Annotated in this window: 21 protein-coding genes and 2 pseudogenes; 8 read left to right on the forward strand and 15 right to left on the reverse strand. The window is 69.2% G+C overall.

Annotated features, from left to right (window positions below):
* The first annotated feature begins 167 nt into the window (after nt 1-167).
* On the forward strand, nt 168-1,925 hold the full coding sequence (locus tag LUX31_RS18850) for a SpoIIE family protein phosphatase (protein WP_235475942.1): 1,758 nt from the start codon (nt 168-170) through the stop codon (nt 1,923-1,925).
* A 177-nt stretch (nt 1,926-2,102) separates the two neighbouring features.
* Nucleotides 2,103-2,474: a hypothetical protein gene (locus tag LUX31_RS18855; RefSeq protein WP_235475943.1), complete on the forward strand. Its 372-nt coding sequence runs from the start codon at nt 2,103-2,105 to the stop codon at nt 2,472-2,474.
* On the opposite strand, the gene LUX31_RS18860 is transcribed toward LUX31_RS18855, so the two are convergent.
* Nucleotides 2,372-3,304: an alpha/beta hydrolase family protein gene (locus LUX31_RS18860; RefSeq protein WP_235475944.1), complete on the reverse strand. Its 933-nt coding sequence runs from the start codon at nt 3,302-3,304 to the stop codon at nt 2,372-2,374. The genes LUX31_RS18855 and LUX31_RS18860 overlap by 103 nt on opposite strands.
* Nucleotides 3,305-3,404: 100 nt before the next feature.
* On the opposite strand from LUX31_RS18860, the gene LUX31_RS18865 reads away from it, so the two are divergent.
* Nucleotides 3,405-3,992 carry a TetR/AcrR family transcriptional regulator gene (locus tag LUX31_RS18865; protein ID WP_235475945.1) on the forward strand — a complete coding sequence of 196 codons (588 nt, stop codon included), beginning with the start codon at nt 3,405-3,407 and terminating at the stop codon, nt 3,990-3,992.
* A 15-nt stretch (nt 3,993-4,007) separates the two neighbouring features.
* Here LUX31_RS18865 and LUX31_RS18870 read toward each other — a convergent pair whose 3' ends face one another.
* The 6 genes from LUX31_RS18870 to glnT form a co-directional block, all read right to left on the reverse strand.
* Complete coding sequence (locus tag LUX31_RS18870) at nt 4,008-4,631, reverse strand: helix-turn-helix domain-containing protein (RefSeq protein ID WP_235475946.1); 624 nt, start codon at nt 4,629-4,631, stop codon at nt 4,008-4,010.
* Nucleotides 4,632-4,640: 9 nt separating this feature from the next.
* Complete coding sequence (locus LUX31_RS18875; RefSeq protein ID WP_235475947.1) at nt 4,641-5,726, reverse strand: FAD-dependent oxidoreductase; 1,086 nt, start codon at nt 5,724-5,726, stop codon at nt 4,641-4,643.
* Nucleotides 5,723-7,042, reverse strand: coding sequence for an FMN-binding glutamate synthase family protein (locus LUX31_RS18880; RefSeq protein ID WP_235475948.1), 1,320 nt, complete (start codon nt 7,040-7,042; stop codon nt 5,723-5,725). The genes LUX31_RS18875 and LUX31_RS18880 overlap by 4 nt, the downstream gene beginning before the upstream one ends.
* Before the next feature lie 119 nt (nt 7,043-7,161).
* Nucleotides 7,162-7,839 carry a glutamate synthase gene (locus LUX31_RS18885; RefSeq protein WP_235475949.1) on the reverse strand — a complete coding sequence of 226 codons (678 nt, stop codon included), beginning with the start codon at nt 7,837-7,839 and terminating at the stop codon, nt 7,162-7,164.
* On the reverse strand, nt 7,827-8,684 hold the full coding sequence (locus LUX31_RS18890; protein WP_235475950.1) for a glutamine amidotransferase: 858 nt from the start codon (nt 8,682-8,684) through the stop codon (nt 7,827-7,829). Before LUX31_RS18890 ends, LUX31_RS18885 begins: the two co-directional genes overlap by 13 nt.
* A gap of 104 nt (nt 8,685-8,788) precedes the next feature.
* Nucleotides 8,789-10,132, reverse strand: coding sequence for a type III glutamate--ammonia ligase (gene glnT, locus LUX31_RS18895; protein WP_235475951.1), 1,344 nt, complete (start codon nt 10,130-10,132; stop codon nt 8,789-8,791).
* 258 nt (nt 10,133-10,390) lie between these two features.
* Between glnT and LUX31_RS37890 the strand changes: the two are divergent.
* From LUX31_RS37890 to LUX31_RS18910, 4 genes and pseudogenes are all read left to right on the forward strand, one after another.
* A pseudogene (locus tag LUX31_RS37890) lies at nt 10,391-10,500 on the forward strand (aldehyde dehydrogenase family protein); the annotation flags it as partial.
* A 176-nt stretch (nt 10,501-10,676) separates the two neighbouring features.
* Nucleotides 10,677-11,135, forward strand: a complete 459-nt coding sequence (locus LUX31_RS18900; protein ID WP_235475952.1) for a hypothetical protein — start codon at nt 10,677-10,679, stop codon at nt 11,133-11,135.
* A 7-nt stretch (nt 11,136-11,142) separates the two neighbouring features.
* On the forward strand, nt 11,143-11,388 hold the full coding sequence (locus LUX31_RS18905) for a hypothetical protein (RefSeq protein ID WP_235475953.1): 246 nt from the start codon (nt 11,143-11,145) through the stop codon (nt 11,386-11,388).
* 147 nt (nt 11,389-11,535) lie between these two features.
* Nucleotides 11,536-11,907 (forward strand): DUF6907 domain-containing protein, encoded by a 372-nt coding sequence (locus tag LUX31_RS18910; protein WP_235475954.1) that lies wholly within the window; start codon nt 11,536-11,538, stop codon nt 11,905-11,907.
* A gap of 604 nt (nt 11,908-12,511) precedes the next feature.
* Here the strand turns inward: LUX31_RS18910 and LUX31_RS18915 are convergent.
* From LUX31_RS18915 to LUX31_RS18950, 8 genes and pseudogenes are all read right to left on the reverse strand, one after another.
* Nucleotides 12,512-12,826 (reverse strand): nucleotidyl transferase AbiEii/AbiGii toxin family protein, encoded by a 315-nt coding sequence (locus LUX31_RS18915; protein ID WP_235475955.1) that lies wholly within the window; start codon nt 12,824-12,826, stop codon nt 12,512-12,514.
* Between the two features lie 36 nt (nt 12,827-12,862).
* Nucleotides 12,863-13,156 carry a hypothetical protein gene (locus LUX31_RS18920; RefSeq protein ID WP_235475956.1) on the reverse strand — a complete coding sequence of 98 codons (294 nt, stop codon included), beginning with the start codon at nt 13,154-13,156 and terminating at the stop codon, nt 12,863-12,865.
* Nucleotides 13,156-13,479, reverse strand: coding sequence for a hypothetical protein (locus LUX31_RS18925; protein WP_235475957.1), 324 nt, complete (start codon nt 13,477-13,479; stop codon nt 13,156-13,158). The genes LUX31_RS18920 and LUX31_RS18925 overlap by 1 nt, the downstream gene beginning before the upstream one ends.
* A 778-nt stretch (nt 13,480-14,257) precedes the next feature.
* Nucleotides 14,258-14,890 carry a malonic semialdehyde reductase gene (locus LUX31_RS18930; RefSeq protein WP_235475958.1) on the reverse strand — a complete coding sequence of 211 codons (633 nt, stop codon included), beginning with the start codon at nt 14,888-14,890 and terminating at the stop codon, nt 14,258-14,260.
* A gap of 33 nt (nt 14,891-14,923) precedes the next feature.
* A pseudogene (locus LUX31_RS18935) lies at nt 14,924-16,388 on the reverse strand (aldehyde dehydrogenase family protein).
* A gap of 363 nt (nt 16,389-16,751) precedes the next feature.
* Entirely contained in the window at nt 16,752-17,318 is a 567-nt protein-coding gene (locus tag LUX31_RS18940; protein WP_235475959.1) for an NADPH-dependent FMN reductase, read from the reverse strand.
* A 106-nt stretch (nt 17,319-17,424) separates the two neighbouring features.
* The gene (locus LUX31_RS18945) at nt 17,425-18,471 is read right to left on the reverse strand and encodes an MBL fold metallo-hydrolase (RefSeq protein WP_235475960.1); all 1,047 of its coding nucleotides are present in this window, start codon (nt 18,469-18,471) and stop codon (nt 17,425-17,427) included.
* Between the two features lie 52 nt (nt 18,472-18,523).
* A complete protein-coding gene (locus LUX31_RS18950) occupies nt 18,524-19,642 on the reverse strand; it encodes an NAD(P)-dependent alcohol dehydrogenase (protein WP_235475961.1) in 1,119 nt (372 codons plus the stop codon).
* Between the two features lie 388 nt (nt 19,643-20,030).
* Here LUX31_RS18950 and LUX31_RS18955 point away from each other — a divergent pair, with 388 nt between their 5' ends.
* The gene (locus LUX31_RS18955; RefSeq protein ID WP_235475962.1) at nt 20,031-20,582 is read left to right on the forward strand and encodes a MarR family winged helix-turn-helix transcriptional regulator; all 552 of its coding nucleotides are present in this window, start codon (nt 20,031-20,033) and stop codon (nt 20,580-20,582) included.
* Nucleotides 20,583-20,624: the final 42 nt, after the last annotated feature.

Here is a 20,624-nt window from a genome sequence, read left to right on the forward strand (position 1 = left end):
GTGCGCCGCAGTGAGTTCGGCGGCCAGGTCGTCGAGCCGCCCCCGGCGCCCCGGCTCCAGGGCTCCCGAGCCCCCGGCCCCCGGCCCCCGGCCCCCGGCCCCCACAACCGGAGCAGCCCTCCGTAACTCCGCATGCGCTCGCCCCCGACTCGTGGTCGGATGCTTGGGTGGACCGGCAGCGGGCCGGCGACGAGGGCGCGGGCAACGGTGAGCGTGAGGCCACCGGCGTGGGGCCGCCGGAGGGCGATCAGGGCTTCCCGCACGCCTGGTCCGCGCAAGTGCGTGAGCTGCTCGGGCAGCTTCTCGACGGGACGCCCGCCGCGATCGCCGTCCTCGACACCCAGCTGCGCTTCCGGTACGTCAACGCCACCCTGGCCGACATGAACGGCGTACCGGCCGAGGACCACATCGGGCGTACCGTCGCCGAGGTCGTCCCGGGGGTCGATCCCCGCGAGGACGTGCTGCGGGCCGTGATCGCGGACGGCATCCCGCGCGAGACGATCTCCAGCGGGCACACCCAGGCCGACTCCCCACTGGAACGCCGCTACTGGCACGGCGCCTACCACCGGCTGCGGCAGGACGGCCGGACCCTGGGCATCGTCGGCGTCGCGCTGGAGATCTCGGCCGCCCGGCAGGAACAGCGGGAGCTGGAGCGGGCCCGCGAGCGGCTGGCGCTGCTCGACGAGGCCGCCACCCGGGTCGGCACCACCCTCGACATGGACACCACCTGCCAGGAGCTGGCCGAGTTCCTGGTGGCGAAGCTCGCCGACGCCGCCACCGTGAAGATCCTCCCCGAGCACGGCACCAGCCGGGCGCCCCGCGACGGCTCGCTGCGGCTGCGCCGGGCCTCGCTGGCGGCGACGCCCGAGCTGGAGCCGGCGATGCGGTCACTGGGCCGGCCCGGCGAGTACGTCGACCACCGGCCCGGCTCGTCCCTCGTCCGCTGTCTGGAGTCCGGACGCCCGGTGATCGACAACCTGATGGACGAGGAGGAGATGGCCCGCTCGGCACCCCACACCGGGAACGTCGCCGCCTATCTGGCCGCCGGTATCCACTCGGCCCTGATCGTGCCGCTGACCGCGCGCGGCCAGCAGGTGGGCACCGTCACCATGGTCCGCGCGGGCGACTCACCCCTGTTCGGCGAGACCGACGCCGTGATCGCCCAGGACCTGGCCGGGCGGGCCGCGATCAGCCTCGACAACGCCCGCCGCTACACCACCGAGCACAACGCCGTCGTCCAGCTCCAGCGCGCCCTGCTGGCCGAGCCGGGGCAGCCACACCCGGACGTCGACGTCGCCTACCGCTACCGGCCCGCCGGACGCGGTGTCCTGGTCGGCGGGGACTGGTACGAGACGGTCGCCCTCGACGACGGACGCACCCTGCTCGCCCTGGGCGACGTGATGGGCCACGGTCTGGAGGCCGCCGTCGCGATGAGCCGCTACCAGGCCATGCTGCGCGTCGTCGCCGCCCGCGAACCCAGCCCCGACCGCATCCTGCTCGAACTCGACCACCTGCTGCACACCACCGCCGCCGACCGCCCCGCGACCTGCGTGATCGCCATCGCCGACCCTGGCCGGGGCACCTGCACCTACGCCAGCGCCGGACACCTCCCGCCCGTCGTCTTCCGCCCCGACGGCCGCGCCACGCTCCTCCCCGTCCCGCCCGGCCCGCCCCTGGGCACCGGCCACAGTCGGTACGTCTCCTTCACGGCCCCCTGCGAGCCCGGCCACACCCTGCTCCTCTACACCGACGGCCTGATCGAACGCCGCCACGAGGACATCGACGCCTCCCTGCGCCGCCTGACCCGCATCCGCGGCTGCCCGGCCCCCGAGGACCTCCTCGACCTGGTCCTCGACCGGGTCGCCCCCGACGATCCGGAGGACGACATCGCGTTGGTGGCGGCGCGGTACAGCCGGGGCGGGTAGCGGAGCTGGTAGCGGAGCCGCGTCCACGAGCGGTTCCGGGATGATGTTTGGCCAGTCCCTGACCCTGATGGCCGTGGGACTGCTGTTAATCTCGTGGCGCTTATTGTGTGCTTGTCGTGTGTGACGTGCTTGTCCTGGGGGACACAGCCGCGGAGTGCTGAGCAAGCCCGCCGCCTCGTGGACAGCGCGCCGACGGTCCGCTGGAACCTGCGCGACGGCGCGGGCGCGATGGTCCCCAACGGCGCGTACACGTTCAAGCTGACGGCCCCGCCCGCCGACGGCATCGGCGACGTGGTCGGCCTCAAGCCGTCCGGTGTCATCAGCTACATCCCGGGCAACGGCAAAGGCGCGTTCGGTACGACGATGTCGGCCTCGGGCTGGCCCTCCACGGTGGCGACGCGTCGCCGCCGACCCACCCGCTTACTTGAACTCGCCCTACTTGCTTGCTACTTGGACTCGACCTGGCCCAGCGGGTCGGGCCCGGCCGCCAGCTCCTCGCGCGCCGTCCGCCAGGCGGGGTCGCCGGGGTACAGCTCGGTGCGGAGGTAGGCCGAGGTGAGGCGTTGGAGCACGGAGACCCGGGCGGGGTTCTCGTCCGTGGTCTCGGCGACGTCGTACCCGGAGATCCCGCCGAGTCCGTGCTCCGCGTCGAACAGAGTGAGCAGGGACTTGGGGCCCGGGGCCAGGACGTACGGGTCGGTGTGCCAGTCCGGGCCCATGACGGTCAGATGGGCGGAGGTGTCCTTGTCACCGGCGACCACGAGCGCGGGTGTGGTCATCCGGGAGAAGTCGGTGGTCGAGAAGAAGGGCCAGTTCGCGGTGACGTGCCCGGTGAGGGCGTCGCCGCCTCGGCCGGGCGCGGCGAGCAGGACGCCCGCCTTGATCCGGGGCTCGGTGAGGTCCACCTCCGTCCCGTCGTCCGGGTCGGTGAGCCGGGCGCCCAGCAGCAGGCTGGCGGTGTGGCCGCCCATCGAGTGCCCGGCCACGGCGACCCTGGCGCGGTCCAGGCGCCCGGGGAGCTGCGGGACGGCGGCCTCGATCTCGTCGAGCCGGTCGAGGACGCGTGTCATGTCCTCGGCGCGGGAGCGCCAGTACAGGGGCGCGCCGGGGGTGTCCGGAGGCAGGGTCGAGGCCAGGGTCGTCGAGCTGAGATGCGTGGGCTGGATGACGACGAAGCCCTGCGCAGCCCAGTGGTGGACGAGGGGCGCGTAGCCGTTGAGCGAGGAGAGGTTGTTCGAGTAGCCCTGGCCGTGCGAGAGGAGGATGACGGGCAGTTCGCTCCCTTCGATGGGAGCTGTCACCCGTAACCGCAGGTCAACGGCTCGGTCGGGAGTCGGCAGCACGATCGGGGCGACGGACAGGATCGGAGTTTCACTCATGATGCGGCTTCCCCTAGACTGAGGCAATAAACGGAACAACGTTCCGCTTAATATACGGAGCACTGTTCCGTTTAGTCAACGGGAGCCGGAGGGAGACGTGATGGCCAGCTCAGGCCAGTCCGGGGAGGTACCCGCCCGGGGCAAGCGGGCCGACGCGCAGCGCAACCAGCAGACCCTGCTCACCGCCGCCGCCGCGGTCTTCGTCACCTCGGGTGTCGACGCGCCGATCCGCGAGATCGCGGCCAGGGCCGGCGTCGGGATGGGCACGATCTACCGCCACTTCCCGACGCGGGCGGATCTCGTCGTCGCCGTCTACCGCCACCAGGTCGAGGCCTGCGCCGAGGCGGGCCCGACCCTGCTGGCCGAGGCCGACTCGCCGCTCACGGCACTGCGCCGGTGGGCCGACCTGTTCGTCGACTTCCTGGTCACCAAGCACGGCCTGGCCAACGCGATGCAGTCCGACAGCAGCGGCTTCGAGGCCCTGCACACCTATTTCCTCGACCGACTGGTGCCGGTCTGCGGGGAGTTGCTCGACGCGGCGGCCGGGGCGGGCGAGATCAGGCCCGGCACACAGCCGTACGAGCTGATGCGCGGCATCGGCAACCTGTGCATCGGGCACGACAACGACCCGCGCTACGACCCGCGCCGCCTGGTCGAACTGCTCCTGCGGGGGCTGGCCAAGAACTGACGCAGGGAGCGCGCCTCAGTGCTGGGGGCTGTCCCCGAAGGCCGTCACCGTCAGGAAGCGGATCGGGAGTTCGAGCAGTCGCTCTGGCCCGTGCGGGGCCTCGCCGTCGAACTGGAGGGCGTCGCCGGGGCGCAGGGTGTAGCTGGACTTGCCGTGGCCGTAGGCCATGACGCCCTCCAGCATGTAGATGATCTCGGTGCCGGCGTGCTGGAAGAGCGGGAAGACCTCGCTCTGTTCGGTGAGCGTGACGAGCAGGGCGTCCATCCGCTTGTGGGTGCCCCGGAGCGAGCCGAGCTGGGCGTACTCGTGGCCGACCTTCGTACCCCGCCGCACGATCCGCGCGCCGTGTCCCGCCGGGACGAAGACGGCCTCGCGTTCGTCGTCCATGCCCCGGAACAGAGCGGTGACCGGGACGTCGAGACCGCGCGCGAGCCGGGAGAGCGTGGTGAGACTGCACGCGGTCTGGGCGTTCTCGATCTTCGACAGCATCGCTTTCGAGATGCCGACCCGCTGCGCCATCTCCCCGACCGACAGCCCGGCCGCCTGCCGGTACTCACGGGCCCGGACCGCGATGATCCGCTCCAGCGCCTTGTCGTCGGGGTCGCCGGAGTCGCCGCCGTCTTCGTGGTGCTCGGTCATCGGCGCATATTAGCTCGCGCGTTCCAGGCGGAAGCGTGGGTGGGGCTCGATGCGGCCGGTGGCGAGGTCGGCGGCCATCGCGCCGATGAGCGGGGCGAACTTGGCGCCGTGGCCGGAGCACGGGGAGACGATGACGAAGGGGCCGTGGCGGTCGAGGACGAAGTCCTCGTCGGGGGTGGTGGTGTAGAGGCAGGTCGTCTCGGCCACCGGTTCGGGAACAAGTCCGGGGAGCCGCTCCCGGACGAAGTCGCTCACCCGCGCACGCGACGACGGGTCGACGACACCGGTGCGGGTACGGGCGGTGGTGACGGTCCCCCGGTCGTGCTCGGCGACCTTGACCGCGGGCAGCGGCCCGGCGTCGGCACCGGACGGCAGCCCGAACACCTGCATGGCCTCGTCCTTGTGGACCAGGATCGGCCACCGCACGTCCCGCTCCCGCTGCGGAAAGTGAAAGACCTGCTGCTGGGTGACGCGCAACGGCGGGAGAGGGACGGGCAGTTGGAGATCGGGCAGCCATGCACCGGCGGCGACGACCACCGTGTCGGCAACGAGTTCCCGCCTGTCGTCGGTGTGCAGACGAACCCTCTCCCCGACCTCAACTCGCTCGACCCGTACGCCGATCAGCGCGTCGGCGCCGTGCTCGACGGCCCGCCGCACACACGCGGCGACGGTCTGGTCGGCGTCGACGACACCGGCGTCCGGGTGGTACAGCGCCGGGCCGGTGAACCGGATGTAGGGCCAGCGCTCGGCGGCGGCTTCGGCGTCGAGGAGTTCGTACGGGACTCCGGCGGCGCCCAGTGCGGCGGCCAGCCCCTCCGGGTCGCGCCCCTCCCCCAGGTCGAGCCCACCGGTCGTACGCAGCAAGGGAGTTGAACTGTCCTGCTCCAGCTCGCGCCAGTGCTCGTACGCCTGCCCGGTCAGCCCGACGTAGAGGGGGTCGGCGTACGCCCGCCGGAAGATCCGGGAGGTGCCGTGCGAACTGCCGTGCCGGTGGCCGATGTCGTACGCCTCGATGAGGGTGACCTCGTGACCGGCGCGGGCCAACTGCCAGGCGGTGGCCGCGCCCATGAGCCCGGCGCCGAGGACGGCGATCACAGGCCGGCTCCGGGGATCCAGTTGGTGCCGGCGAGCGGGATACGGGCCATGGCGGCGGACTCGATGGTGAGCGCGACCAGGTCCTCGGGCTCCAGGTGGAGGACGTGGGACTTGCCGCAGGCGCGGGCGAGGGTCTGCGCCTCCATGGTCATCACGCGCAGGAAGTTGGCGAGGCGGCGTCCGGCGTCGACGGGGTCGAGGCGGGCGGCGAGTTCCTCGTCCTGGGTGGAGATGCCGGCGGGGTCGCGGCCGTCCTGGTAGTCGTCGAAGTAGCCCGCCGCGGAGCCGAGTTCGCGGTACTCGGCGTCGTACTTCGGATGGTTGTCGCCGAGTGCGATCAGCGCGGCCGTGCCGATGGCGACCGCGTCCGCGCCCAGAGCGAGGGCCTTGGCCATGTCGGCGCCCGAGCGAATACCGCCGGACACGACCAGCTGGACCTCGCGGTGAACACCCAACTCCTGGAGCGCCTGGACGGCTTGGGGCAGAGCGGCGAGGGTGGGGATACCGACGTGCTCGATGAAGACGTCCTGGGTGGCGGCGGTACCGCCCTGCATCCCGTCGACGACCACGACGTCCGCGCCGGCATGCACGGCCAGCTTGACGTCGTAGTACGTCCGGGTCGCACCGACCTTCACATAGACCGGCTTCTCCCAGTCGGTGATCTCGCGCAGTTCGAGGATCTTGATGGCGAGGTCGTCGGGGCCGGTCCAGTCGGGGTGCCGGCAGGCGCTGCGCTGGTCGATCCCGACGGGCAACGTCCGCATACCGGCGACCCGTTCGGTGATCTTCTGCCCGAGCAGCATGCCCCCACCACCGGGCTTGGCCCCCTGCCCGAGGACGACCTCGATGGCGTCGGCGGCTCGCAGATCGTCCGGGTTCATGCCGTAGCGGGAGGGGAGGTACTGGTGGACGAGGTGCTTGGAGTGGCCTCGCTCCTCGGGCGTCATGCCCCCGTCCCCGGTGGTGGTGGAGGTACCCACCTCGCTGGCACCCCGCCCGAGGGCCTCCTTGGCCTGCGCGGAGAGGGCCCCGAAGCTCATTCCGGCGATGGTGACGGGCGTGGAGAGGCGGAGAGGGTTCTTGGCATGCCGGGTCCCGAGAACGACGTCGGTGTCGCAGCGCTCCCGGTAACCCTCAAGGGGATAGCGGGACATGGAGGCCCCGAGCAGCAACAGGTCGTCAAAATGCGGGAGTCGGCGCTTCGCGCCCCACCCCCGAATGTCATAGATCCCGGTCTCGGCGGCACGCTGGATGGCATGGATGGTGGCGCGGTCGAAGGTAGCGGACTCGCGCAGACCACGGGATGCGGCTTCCAAGGTTCACTCCTCTGAGTAGGGGGCGAGTGGTTGCTTTTCAGGGGCGCGGGGCTGTGTCAATTTGCGGCTCCGCCGCGCGGGCGCGACCAGCCCCCACCGGCCGACAGCCGAAAAAATCGCTAATACACCGCAGAATTATCAACCTTGAAGTGATAAAGCGCCCGAGCAGACCCATACCGCCGAAACTCCACCGGATCCTCGTCCCGCTCAGCCGCCTTGAGCAACTCCCCCAACTCCGAAAGATGTTCGGACCGCATCTCCTTCTCCACACAATCCGCCCCAAGCGACTTCACCGCCCCCCGGACATAAATCCGAGCCTCATACAGCGAATCCCCCAGCGCCTCCCCCGCATCCCCACAAACAACCAACCGCCCCGCCTGCCCCATAAACGCACTCATATGCCCGACATCACCCCCCACCACGATGTCCACCCCCTTCATGGAGATCCCACACCGAGCAGAAGCGTCCCCCTCGACAACCAGCAGCCCCCCATGCGCCGTGGCCCCGGCCGACTGCGACGCATTCCCCCGCACCCGAACCACCCCGGACATCATGTTCTCGGCAACCCCCGTACCAGCGTTGCCATGAACAGTGACCGTCGCCCGCTGATTCATCCCGGCGCAGTAATAGCCGACGTGCCCCTCGACATCGACGGTGAGTTCCTCCCGTATACCGCACGCAACAGCGTGCGCCCCGCGCGGATTCACCACCCGCCAGACATCCACGCCGCCAGGCGAATGCAACGCCTGGTTCAACTCCCGTACCGGGGACTCCGCCAGGTCGATCAACGTCGCCATACGTACACCTCTTCCGGCTCGGGTTCGAAGATGTGGGCGTTCTCGATGCCTGGGAGGACATCGAGGGCCCGGTACTCGGACGCCATGGCCACCCACGCGTCGGTCTCGGCGACGAGCGCCGGCTTACAGGCGATGGCGTCACGGACGACCGCGAAGGAGTCACCGGTGGACACCAGCAACGTGTAGAAACCGTCGAACCGCTCGCACAACAACCGCAGCGCCTTCTCCGGATCGGCGCCCTGCTCCAGCTGATGGGCGACGAACCGCGCACCGACCTCGGAGTCGTTCTCGCTGTCGAACTCGACGCCCTGGGCGCACAGTTGACGCCGGATGGTGGCGTGGTTGGCGAAGGAGCCGTTGTGCACGAGGCACTGTCCGGGGCCGACGGAGAAGGGGTGGGCGCCCTCGGGCGTCACGGCGGACTCGGTGGCCATACGGGTGTGGCCGACGCCCTGCCAGCCGGTGACGTCGGCAAGCCCGAAGGCGTCCGCCAACTGCACCGGATTTCCCGTGCCCTTGAGCACGGCGAACCCCTCGCCGGAGCCGATGACCGTGGCGTGGGGCAAGGCGGCCGCGAGCTGGCCGACGCCCGCATGCACCACGGTCGTGGCGTCGGCGTCGATGGCCACCGTGCCCGGCAGCACGGCCTCCACCTCGGCCTTCGAGGTGCCCAGCAGCGACACGACGGTCCGTCCCGGCGGGGACAGCCGCGGGTCGCCGTAGACGGCGACGCCCGCCGAGTCGGGGCCGCGTTCGACGACCTGGCCGAGCATCGCGGCCAGCAGTTCGCCGAGCCGGGGTTCGAGTGCGGGCTCTCGCAGGTGGAGCCCGACGATTCCGCACATCTCAAGTCCCTTCAGAAGGCGGCCAGAAGACGGAAGTCGGTCCGAAGGCAGTCAGGCCAGAAGGCAGTCGGGTCAGAAGGCAGTCAGGTCAGAAGGCAGTCAGGTCAGAAGGCGGTCAGATACCGGTCCAGCTCCCAGGGCCCGACCGTCGCGTGCCACTCGAAGAACTCCTCGCGCTTGAGATCGGCGAAGTACCGGCTCACCCCGGCCCCGACCGCGTCCAGCGCGCCGCTGATCACCTCGTCCGCCTGGAGTGCCTCGACGGCGTGCAGCAGGGTCGGCGGGAGTTCCGGGCCCTTGCCTGCCGCGCCGGGCTCGCCCGGGTCGAGGCCGCGTTCGATGCCGTCGAGGCCTGCGGCGAGGGCGGCGGCAGCGGCGAGGTAGGGGTTGGCGGCGCCGTCCCCACCGCGCAGTTCGATGCGGTTGCCGTCGGGGACGCGTACGAAGTGGGTGCGGTCGTTGCCGCCGTACCCGGCGACGCGCGGTGACCAGGTGGCGCCCGAGCGGGTGTTGACCGCGCCGGTGCGTTTGTAGGAGTTGACGGTCGGCGCGATGACCGCCTGCAACGCCCGCGCGTGCTCGACGATCCCGGCGACGAAGGAGTAGGCGAGCGGGGAGAGTCCGAGGCCGCGCTCGTCGGCGGCGTCGGGGAAGGCGGGTTGGTCACCCCGCCAGAGCGACATGTGCATGTGCATGCCGGTGCCGGTGCGGTCGGTGAACGGCTTCGGCATGAACGTGGCCGTCATGCCCCGCTGTTCGGCCAGCATCGACACCAGGTACCGCATGGTGATGACCCGGTCGGCGGTGGTCAGGGCTTCGGCGTGCTTGAAGTTCTGCTCGAACTGGCCGTTGCCGTCCTCGTGGTCGTTGGCGTAGTTGCCCCAGCCGAGGGAGTTCATGGCGCTGGACACGGCGGTGAGGTGGTCGTACATCCGGGTCAACCCGCGTGCGTCGTAACAGGGTTGGGCGGCGGTGTCCCTGGAGTCGGCGACCCGCAGCACACCGTGCTCGTCCCGGTTGACGAGGAAGTACTCGACCTCGGCGCCCACGGACAGCGACAGCCCCTGCGCGGCGGCCCGCTCCAGCAGCCGGCGCAGGATGACACGCGGGGCGTAGGGCCAGGGCTCCCCCTCCACGTACGGGTCGCAGTGGACGAGGGCGAGGCCGGGCTTGACGAAGGGGACGGGGGTGTACGAGGACGCGTCGGGGCGGGCGATGACATCGGGGTCGCTGGGCTGCTGGCCGAGCGCACCGGCCGCGTACCCGGCGAACCCGACGCCCTCGTCACGGAGTTCCTCGACGGCCTGGGCCGGGACGAGCTTGGCGCACGGTTTGCCGGTCAGATCGACGAAGACGGCGAGCACGAACTCGATGCCGTCGGCGCGGACCAGTTCGGCGAGATCGGGGAGTTCGGGGAGTTCGGCGGGATCGGGGGCTGCGGTCACCATGGGCCCCTCCTTAGGGTGTCCACTGTGGTGAATCCTTGTTGCATACGAGTAGACCTCTGCGGCGTTACGGAGAGATTTCCGCCGTGGAAGCTCCCCGTGAGCCTGGTGACGCCCCAGCTCGATCGACCGTAGGCGTGCGAACCCCCACCCGGCCGTCCGGGCCACCGCTTCGTCGGCCTCGCGCAGATTGCGTCCGAGCAGGTCGATCTCCGCGACACGGCCACGCCAGGCGGGGATACGGGCGGCGGCGCCCTCGATGAGTACGGGCTCGCGGCGGGCGTGTGGACGACGAACCTCTCACGGGCGCACCGGATGGCGGCGCGCCTGGACGCGGAACGGTCTGGGTCAGCACGTACCGGGCCATGTCCGTCGAGATGAGAGCTGAACCGCAAATCCAGGAGGCCGTGAACGTTTCTTCTGGTCAGCCTGTCGTTCTCTGATCACACATGGCAGTGAATCGATAAGTAATCCTGTAACTGGCCGCTAAGGACGTGGTTGTCCCAGGTACTCATTCAAAAGATCACCGAAAGGGACTGCGTTGGCCATGCAGTACGTCACGCGCCTCACCACGGCTCTGGCCGCCGCAGGGGCACTTGTCCTCGGCACGCCCACCGGCGCGCATGCTGGCGCGATCGGGTCAACTCCCGTGCGCACATTCGAGTACAGCGTGGGCGGTGTCACGATGAAGGTTCCGACGGGCTGTATGTTCACGCACGTCATCCGAGGCAGCGGCAGGAAGATCACGTACCAGAACGCCGGAGTCGATTGTGCCTTCGTCGGAGCGCTGAGCAGCGGTTTCTGCAACTGGCGTATCGACTTCACCTATGCCGACACCGACAATCGGCCCTACCGTACATCTCGCGGCAAGACGCACAGCGAGTGCAAGATCGACCCGATGCGGAACAACTCTCCCCAGACGCTGCCTCGTTATGGCAAGGCATGCGCCCACCTCTACGTCAGCGGAGTGCGGCGTGTGAAGCAGTGCCACCACATCACGAAGTGAGTTGTTCATGATCGCGCATCAACAGGGACCAGATTCCGGCCAGGCGTGGAAAACACGGCGGCGCCGGGCCGGTATCGCCGCGTTCCTCGTCGGCCTCATTGCCACACTCGCCTTCTTCGCCTTCTTCCCCGGGCTACCGCACGTCATTGACTGGGGAGCAATTCTCGTGTCCCTCGCAGTGGGCGGACTTGCTCAATGGGGCTGCCAGTCCTGGATCACGAGAACAGAGAAGGGGAAACCCGAACGCATGTGATCGCCTCGGTGGAGCCAGACATGAGGCTCCACCGAGCCTCCTCCGACGCGTTGTTCGGAACGCAGGTGCCACTTCACTCAATGGCACGCACACACAAGAAAGGCAGAACGTGGACAGCATCGCCCAGGTGTCAGAAGGGCGCGAGCGATGAACCGGACAGTCACGATCTCCACGGTCGACTACGGCGAGGTCACCATCCCCGAACCGCCATGGTGCGCAGGAGAGCACCCCAGCGACGGCTACCGGATCGACATCAGCCACTACGGGCCCGATGTGCCGCTGCCCATCGAGACGAGCCGCGGACGCGTCACCGCCATGACCACGGCTCTCGAACAGCGCCCCTTCACCGAACGGCATCCGGGACGAGGCGTATTCATCAACGTCGAGATCGACGGCGACCACTACCCGCACGATCCTGACGAACTGCACCGACTCGCCGCTGCCCTCGACCACCACGCACAGCGACTCCGCGTCCTAGGCGATGAGCTTGCCACGCTCGTCCAGGAGCACCAGCAGTGAAGGCCAGAGAGCGTTGCGCATCCGATCCGAGCCCGCGCATGCAACACGGCGGCACTCATCGGGATCGAATGACGCTCTCATAGAACACGCGGAGGTCGGCATCCTCCGCCAGGTCGCACGACCCTCGCACGAGCTGCTCGAGTAGCCACAAGCACGGAGCCACCACCGCGCACAGACTCCGCTTCTGTCGCCGGACCCCATCATGGGGCTCACCTGCGGCTTTGCCGATCTGAACCCCCACCATGCCGCTGACCTGCAGCTATTCCAGCCCTTGAGTGCCCGGCCGATCCCTATCGCTCCTGGCCGCTCTCGAACACTCCGTCCCCGGGGTGTCTCCGTGGGTCCCGTTGTCCCCGGAGCATCCCCGACGGTCCCGCGTGGAACCGGGAGCGATGGCCTGCCGGGAAGGAGTCCCGCCGACGCCGCGGCTGTCGGGCGTGGTGCGGTTCTCGGGGCCTACGCACTGCCACTCGGGCGCTGCGTACTTCCGTGTCCCCGGAAGTCTGCTGCCTAGCAGGCGTGTCCGACCGACGCGCTGCCGCAGCCCGGGCACGGCTGCCGTCGCAGGACCAGTAGCTGCCCCGTCCGCGCAGCGCCACCGCGATCAGCGGGTGAGTTCTTGGTGCCAGTGGGCGAACTGTTCGCGGATGGCTGCTGCGGCATGAGAGTCAAGGCCGTACGCGGCGAACTGTCTGTCGCTGTATCGCTGGATGCGGGCAAGCGCGTCGGCGAACATACGCCGGTCGAACCCTGCATCGTTCCGTGCGGCGAGCTCGATCAGTTGCTCCCGGGTGTACCCGGCCCTGAGCAGTCCGTCGACATCGACCGCGTCCCGCACCTCCGCCCGGCTGAACAGAGCTCCGGTCTTGCCTGCGGCCACGTCATCCGGGTGCAGCACAGGGCCGAGTTCGGAGGCCACTGGCGGGTGGTGCAGAAACTCGGCGACCAGTTCGACCTAGCTGTGTGAGCCGGTGGCCGGGTCCGTGACGCTCAACCGGGTGTACGTGGGGACCTGTTGGGTGATCTCGACCAGGTACCCGGCGGCCTCGTAGGCGGCAGTCACGCGCGCCGCGGCGGCCGTCATTTCACCAGTTGCCCGATCGATCGGCGCGAACAAGTCGACATCGTCACTGATGCGGTTGGTGAACTGGTGAGCCTGGACCGCGTAGCCGCCGGCCAACGCGTAGCCGAAGTCCTCCGCCAGTGCGTCCAGTCCGATCCGGATGAGGCGGCGGTGCAGTGCGTCCACTACGCGGCAGCCCCCATGGCGCCGAGTTCGGGAAACCTCGCCTGCCAGGCGGCACGCAACGAAAGCGGAAGGAACAGATCCGTCCACAGGCGCCGCAGCAGCCCCGCGTTCAGGTACGCCTGCAGATCGCCCTGTGCCGGAGCCTCGCGGATCACCCGCTCGTACATCAACAACACGTCGGCCTCGTCCGCAAGGTCGTAAAGGTAGCGAGGACCCCAGTCGATGTACCGGGGAAGCTCGACAGAGCCACTCGTCGGGCCATCCAGGTCGGCGAGCGACGTCGGCAATGCGTACGGCTTCGCCTCGGCGTACCTGCTGCTCATGTTCACCAGCATGCCCTACCCGCGAACCGGGCGGTACCGCATACGCCTCTTGGCCGGTCTCCACAATGATCTACGCATAGCGGATAGATCATGACAAAGCTGATGCACTGTGTCCCCGGTGCGTCCCCGGAAGCCACTCATCGCTCACGCAAGAGGCTCTGTGACCTCTCAGCCGCAGGCTCCCAAAGGCCAAGGAAAAGCAAAAGCCCCAGGTCACGGCGAGTGAGTCCTGAGGCTTCCACAGAGCCGCCTTCGGGATTCGAACCCGAGACCTACGCATTACGAGGTCACGAGTGATCGTGTCGCCTGGTGACGACTGATCCTGCGGGATGATGTTGTGCCTGATCAGACCACCTGCACCATGCTCAACATCAGTACCTCGTGCTGCACCGTCCAAAGGCGTCCGGCCACCCCTTGGCCACTCCGGCCGGCTCCGCTGCACCTCAACTCTGGCACGCAGCGGTTGTCGAACCCGTACAGGTTGCCCAGGAGACAAGATCCCGTACGCCTCACCGGTCACGACCTCGCCCAACGTCGCTCAGACACTCACCGGCCGGATGAAGCACCAAGACCGGCCTCACGCAGGGAGAACTCCTGCCCCGGGCGCAGCGCGCCCCGAGAGGATCGACCGCCGTATCTCCGCCGTGACCTGGTCGACGACCGACGTGGCCATGACGCGGCGGATCGATGGACCATCAGCCACGGCGAGAACCTGTCCGGTCGTGGCCCTGCGGGATTGACTCCGTTCAGCGGTGGGGCCGGGCTGCCCCATGGCGGGTCAGATCAGGCTGACGACCTCCTCGTAGTCCAGGCGGGGAAGCCGCTCGAACCAGGGGTTCTCACCCGGCTTGCCGATGTTGACGACGAGGAAGGAGCGCAGGCGGCCGTCGGGGAAGAACTCGCGGTCCACCGCCTCGGCGTCGAAGCCGCCCAGCGGACCGGCGACCAGGCCGGCGGCCCGCACCGAGAGCAGGAAGTACGCCGCCTGAAGGGCGGAGTTGAACCGGGCCTGGGACTGGTGGTTGTCCGGGTCGGCCTCCAGCAGCTCCTTCATCTCGGGACGGAAGGGCAGCAGGCGCGGAGTGTGCTCGGTGTACCGCGTGTCGTACGCCAGTACGGCGTTCACCGGTGCCGAGGCGCCCTTGGCGCGGTTGCCCTCGGCCAGCAGCGGGATCAGTCGCTCCCGCGCCTCGGGGGTGCGCAGGTAGAGCACCCGCAGGGGGTTGGTGTTCGCGGAGGTCGGCGGCCACTGGGCCAGTTCCCAGATGGCCCGCAGTTGCTCGTCCGGGACCGGTTCGTCGCTGAAGGTGTTCGCCGTGCGGGCGCCGGTGAACAGCAAGCGGCAGGCAGCGGGGTCGAGGGCGAGGAAGTCCTCGGCGTCGACGGGCGGGGCGCTGATTTCGGCTGTCATGATTCGTCTCTGTGTCGGTGGGGGGCTGGTGCTTCAGCCGTGGCGGGGGGCCGGCTGGACGAAGTGCTTGATCTCCTGGAACTCCTCCAGGGCACGGATTCCGTGGAGCCGTCCTACGCCGCTCTGCTTGAAGCCGCCTTCTTCCATCTGGTCGAAGATCGCGGCCCAGGTGTTGGTCCAGACCGTGCCGGCCTCCAACTCGCGACCCACGCGCAGCGGGCGCTCGACGTCGCGGGTCCACACGCTCGCCGCCAGGCCGTAATCGGTAGCGTTGGCACGGGAGATGGCGTCCGCCTCGTCGTCGAAGACCTCGAACGTGGCGACGGGGCCGAAGACCTCCTGCTGGACGATGGGCGCGCTGACGTCGTCGACCTCCACCAGGCTGGGCCGGACGAACGCCCCGGCGGCCAGCGGACCCGAGGTGACCCGGCCGCCGCGGACGAGGATCTTGGCGTAGTCGGCGGCGTCGGCGACGAACTGGTCCACGCGGTCGGCGTTGGCCTGGTCGATCAGCGGGCCCATGTGGATGGTGGGATCGTCGCCGGGGCCGACGCGGACAGCCTCCAGGGCGTCGGAGAGCCGGCCGCGCAGCTCGTCGGCGATGCCGCGCTGGACCAGCACGCGGCTGCCGGTCATGCAGAACTGGCCGGTGAAGGTGGTGATCGCCCGGGTCAGGACGGGGACGGCCGCATCGAGGTCGGCGTCGTCGAAGACGATCATCGGCGTCTTGCCGCCCAGCTCCAGGGACATGCCCTTCAGCGTCTGGGAGGCATCGGACATGATGCTCCGTCCGGTCCTGGTGCTGCCGGTGAAGCTGATCACGTCCACGTCGGGGTCGGAGACCATCAACCGGGCGCCGGCGCTGCCGGATTCGGTGAAGGCGTTGAGGACCCCCGGGGGCAGGGACGGGGTGGAGGCGATGATCTCGTAGAGCAGGCCGTTGGTCAGGCCGGTCTGGCCCGGCAGCTTCATCGCGACCGTGCAGCCCGCGGCGAGCGCGGGGGCGAAGGAGCGGACGGCCAGGACCACCGGTGAGTTCCAGGGGGCGATGACGGCGGCCACACCGGCCGGCTGCTTCAGCGTCATCGAGTACGTGCGGCTTGACCTCGGCGGCGCGGCCGGACTCGGTGAGGGCGAGGGCCCCGTAGTAACGGAGCTTCGGGATGGCGGCGTCGACCTCGAAACCGGCCTCGGGAAGGGTCTTGCCGTTCTCCCGGGACAGCAGCGCGACCAGTTCGTCGCGTCGCTCGGCCAGGCGGTCGGCCATCTCGAACAGCACCTTGGCGCGCAGATCGCGGTTGCGCGCCCAGTCACCGGTCGTGAAGGCAGCGCGGGCCGCGTCGACGGCCGCGCGGGCATCGTCGGTGCCGCCGTCGGCGAAGGTGCCGAGCACCTCGCCGGTGGCGGGGTTGATCGATTCGGTGTGCTTGGCGGAGTCGCGCCAGGCGCCGCCGATGAAGTTGCGGGTGCCCGTCCGGGTACCGGAGATGGGGGACATAGGGGTGGTCTCCAATGTGCCGGGCCCCTTCGGGGAGCCGAGCGATGGGCTGCTGGGGTGGGACGACGCGGATCCCTTGTCAGTGGGCCGGCTGCCCGGCCGGGGTCGCGTGGCGGGCGGCCGGCTGTGCGCGGGCCCAGCGGGACAGTCCCTGAAGCGCTGGGCCCATGGCCTCACCGCGGGCCGCGAGGACGTAGCGGGTCCGCGAGGGCGGCCCCGGTTCGCGCCCCGTAGGAGCGCGGGGCTGTATCGATATGCGGCTCCGCCGCGATGGGGGTCCCCCCGCTCGAGCGCAGCCGAGAGTGCGGGAGCGACCAGCCCCCACCGGCCCGCGGGTTCATGACTGTGCTTCCGGCGGAGCGCTCAGGCGGCGGACGCGCGCAGCGGAGCGAGTGCGTCGCTCCAGGCGATGACCTGGTCGATCATCGGGTTCACCGTCTCCTCCTGGAAGGCAGCGGGCTTGAAGTCCGAGAAGTTCTCGAAGTCGGTGAAGATCGACAGCATCACGGTGTTGCGCACCGTGGCCACCTGGAGCTCGGCCATGATGGCCCGCAGGTGCTCGATGGCACGGGAGCCGCCCACGCTGCCGTAGCCGACGAATCCGGCGGCCTTGTTGTTCCACTCCGCGCTGAGGTAGTCGAGCGCGTTCTTCAGCGCGCCGGAGGTGGAGTGGTTGTACTCGGGCGTGACGATGATGAATCCGTCGAACTCGGCGATCGTCGCGGACCAGGCCTTGGTGTGCTCGTTGGCGTACTGGCCGAAGGACGGCGGCATGGCCTCGTCGAACAGCGGCAGGTTGAAGTCGGCGATGTCGACGACCTCGAACTGCGCGTCGCCGCGCTTGGCCGCGATGTCGTGGATCCAATGGGCGACGGTGGCGTTGTTGCGGCCGGGGCGGGTGCTGCCGGTGATGACGGCGATTCTGGTCATGTCGGTCTGCTGTTCCTTTGTTCCTTGTCAGGGTGATGTTGGGGAAGTCGGGGAAGTTGGGGCATGCCGGGTTCCGCGAAGGGCGGGGCGGGGAGGGCGGCAGCGGTTACCAGATGAACTTGGGCTGCTCGGGGCCGCGTCGCTGGTAGTCGTCGTGTCCGCGGTGCAGGCGCAGCGATTCCATGATCGTCCAGGCGTGGTACTTCGTCATGTTGCTCGCGCCGCCGAGCCGTTCGTTCCACTTCTGCCCGGTGGAGGTGTCCTTGGTGAGCGTCCGGTGGGTGACCAGGTTCGCCATGTGGTTGAACTGGTTCTCCGCCCACGTCCAGCGGTTCAGCGGGCCGGCCTCGGCCATCAGCTCGTTGCCCAGCTCCTCGCGCAGGACGTCCCAGGAGTGGTCGACGATGTCGTGGACGTACTCCCGGTGGGCGAGGACGTCCTCGCGGGTGCCGTACCGCGTCTGGTGACCGCCGACGATCACGTCGAAGTCGTAGTCCAGGATCTGGTCGTGCGCGTCGATCCAGCCGGTGATGTTCTCGGAGGCGTCGCAGTGGAAGAACACCGACCAGCCGGGGCTCACGATGTCGATCGCCGCGAGGGCCTTCTGCTCGGGGGCGTAGATGAAGATGTTGCCGGGGCAGTGGTTCTCGCCCTTGTACGACAGTTCGAGCTTGACGCCGCCCACGTCCAGGGTGGCCTCGTCGGTGAACGTCTCGGTGGGCAGCGGGCGCAGCGGGTCCGGCCAGCGCTTGAGCAGGTCGTGGGTGATCTGGTGCGAGATGATCTTGACGTCGGGCCCGTACATGGCCGCCGCACCGATGTGGTCGGAGTGCCAGTGGCTGTAGATGGCGTGGGTCACCGGCTCGTCGGTGACCTCTTCGATGGCGGACAGCATGAACTCACCGAGGTTCGGCGGGGCGTCGATGGCTATGACACCCTGCCCGGTGCGGACGAACGCGGCGTCGTAGAAGCTGTTGGTCACCCAGTAGAAGCCGCTGCCGCTGCCGATCTCCTCGACGTGGTAGCCCTTCTTCTCTATCTCGCCGCGCTCCAGGTACTCGGGGCGGGCGTGCGCCGGCTCCGCGGGGTGGTCGGCGACGTCCGCCTTGGGGAAGCCGAAGGGGCCGGCCGGGTTGAACTTGGTCTCGTCCATGGTCTTGCTCCTGTTTTCTTACGGGTGTTGAAAGTGCTCGGGGGGAGCGTCGTCAGGGCTGTGCGATGCGGAGAATCGGCTTGATGACCTCGCCGCTGCTCGCGGCGGCGAAGGCCTCGTTGATCTCCTCGAAGGGGAAGAAGCGCACCAGCTTGTCGAAGGGGAACCGGCCCGCCCGGTAGTGCTCGACGAGCTGGGGGATGAAGAGCTGCGGGACGGCGTCGCCCTGGACGATGCCGCGTACCGACTTGCCGAACGAGAGCGCCGTAGCCGGCACCGTGGCGTCCGTGCCGGCCGAGGCGACCAGCCCGAGCTCGCCCAGCGGGGCGAGCGACTCGACGGCGTGCTGCAGCATGTCGTTGCGGCCGGTGGTGTCCAGCAAGTTGTTCACGCCGCGTCCGGTGATCCGCCGGATCTCCTCGGTCACATCCGACTTGAGCGCGTTGATGGTGTGGGTGGCGCCCAGTTCCTTCGCCAGTTCGAGCCGCTGCTCGTTCACGTCGACGCCGATGATCGTGCTCGCGCCCGCGATCCCGGCCGCCATGACGGCCGCCAGCCCGACGGCGCCGGTGCCGAACACCGCGAACGCCGAACCGGCCTCGACCTTCAGGGAGTTCAGGACCGCTCCGGCCCCGGTCTGCAGTCCGCACCCGAGCGGCGCCAGGAGTTCGAGCGGCAGGTCGCCGGGAACCTTCGCGGTGTTGCGCTCGGTGGTGAGCGCGTACGTGGCGAACGACGACTGCCCGAAGAAGTGCCCGTGGACGGGCTCACCCTGCGGCGTGCCCGGGCGGCGGTGCACCCCGACGGTTCCGTCGAGCCGCGCGCCGGAGAAGTTGGCCGCCATCGCCTGGTCGCAGTACGGGTAGCGCCCGGCGAGACACGGCTCACAGTGTCCGCACGCCTGGTACGACAGGACCACGTGATCACCGGGCCGCACGGACGTGACCCCGGAACCGACGCGCTCGACGATGCCCGAACCCTCGTGCCCCAGCACCGCCGGCAGCGGGGTCGGAAGGTGCTGGTGCCAGACGTGCGCGTCCGTCTGGCAGATTCCCGACGCGACGATCTTGACCAGCACTTCGCCGGAGCCGGGTTCGTCGAGCTCCAGCTCGTCGAACGTGAAGGGCTTGCCCTTCTCCTCGGCGACGGCCGCCCTGATGTCGATGGCCATTTCTTTCCCTGCCTCTCCCGCGGCAGCCGTCTTCGGCTGTGTCGAGCCGTCTCGCGAAGAGCGAGCGGCGACTGTGCGCGGCTTTTCGATCAATCGCACGGGGTTGGGGTGCGATCCGATTTCCAGCAACTCGTTCGTTGCGCAACGAACAATATGCACACCCCGAGAGCTCCGTCAACCAGATATAGTTAGTTGGCGAACGAATTTGATGCGTGGCGACGGACCCGGCGGCCACCCCGGTCGACTCACTGGAACGCCGCGTCGCGCCTGCCCGACCGCAGGCGATACGGCATACGTCACCCGCCCCGCTCGACCGCGCGGCACGGATACACTCGGGAGACGAAAATTGTTGCTTGCAGAACGAATGAAACGAATGACAGGAGGGACCGTGAGCGCGCCCACCGGCGATCAGGCCATCGCATGCGTCGAAGAGCTGCCCGACGGGACAGGAGGCCGGGCTCAGGCTCGGAGAGGGGCGTCTTCCCGCCCCTTCGTCGCGACTGAACGCGATGCCTGGGCCGGGTTCCTGTGCACGCACACGCAACTGCTGCGCAAGCTCGACGAGGAGCTCGAAGCCACCGAGAGGATCCCGCTCTCGTCCTACGAAGTCCTCATGAAGCTCGCCGAGGCGCCCGGGCACCGGCTACGGATGAAGGACATCGCGTCCATGCTGCTCGTCAGCCGCAGCGGGCTGACCCGCATCGTGCACGACCTCGAGCGCCGCGGCTACGTCGAACGCCACAAGTGCACCGAGGACGGGCGGGGGCTCGAAGCCGTACTCACACCCGAAGGCCGGAAGGTGTTCCGCCGCGCGGAGAAGGTCTTCCTGACCCACCTGCGGGAGAGCTTCCTCGACAAACTCAGCGACGCGCAGCTCACCGCACTCGGTGAGATCTGGGCGGCGGTCAGTCTCGACGAGCCCGGAACCGTACCGGAGTAGCCCGGCGGACGGATGGCCGGCCGCTCCCGGGCGGCTGTGCGC

The organism is Streptomyces sp. GQFP, from assembly GCF_021545335.1.
In the GTDB taxonomy this organism is placed as follows: Bacteria; Actinomycetota; Actinomycetes; order Streptomycetales; family Streptomycetaceae; genus Streptomyces.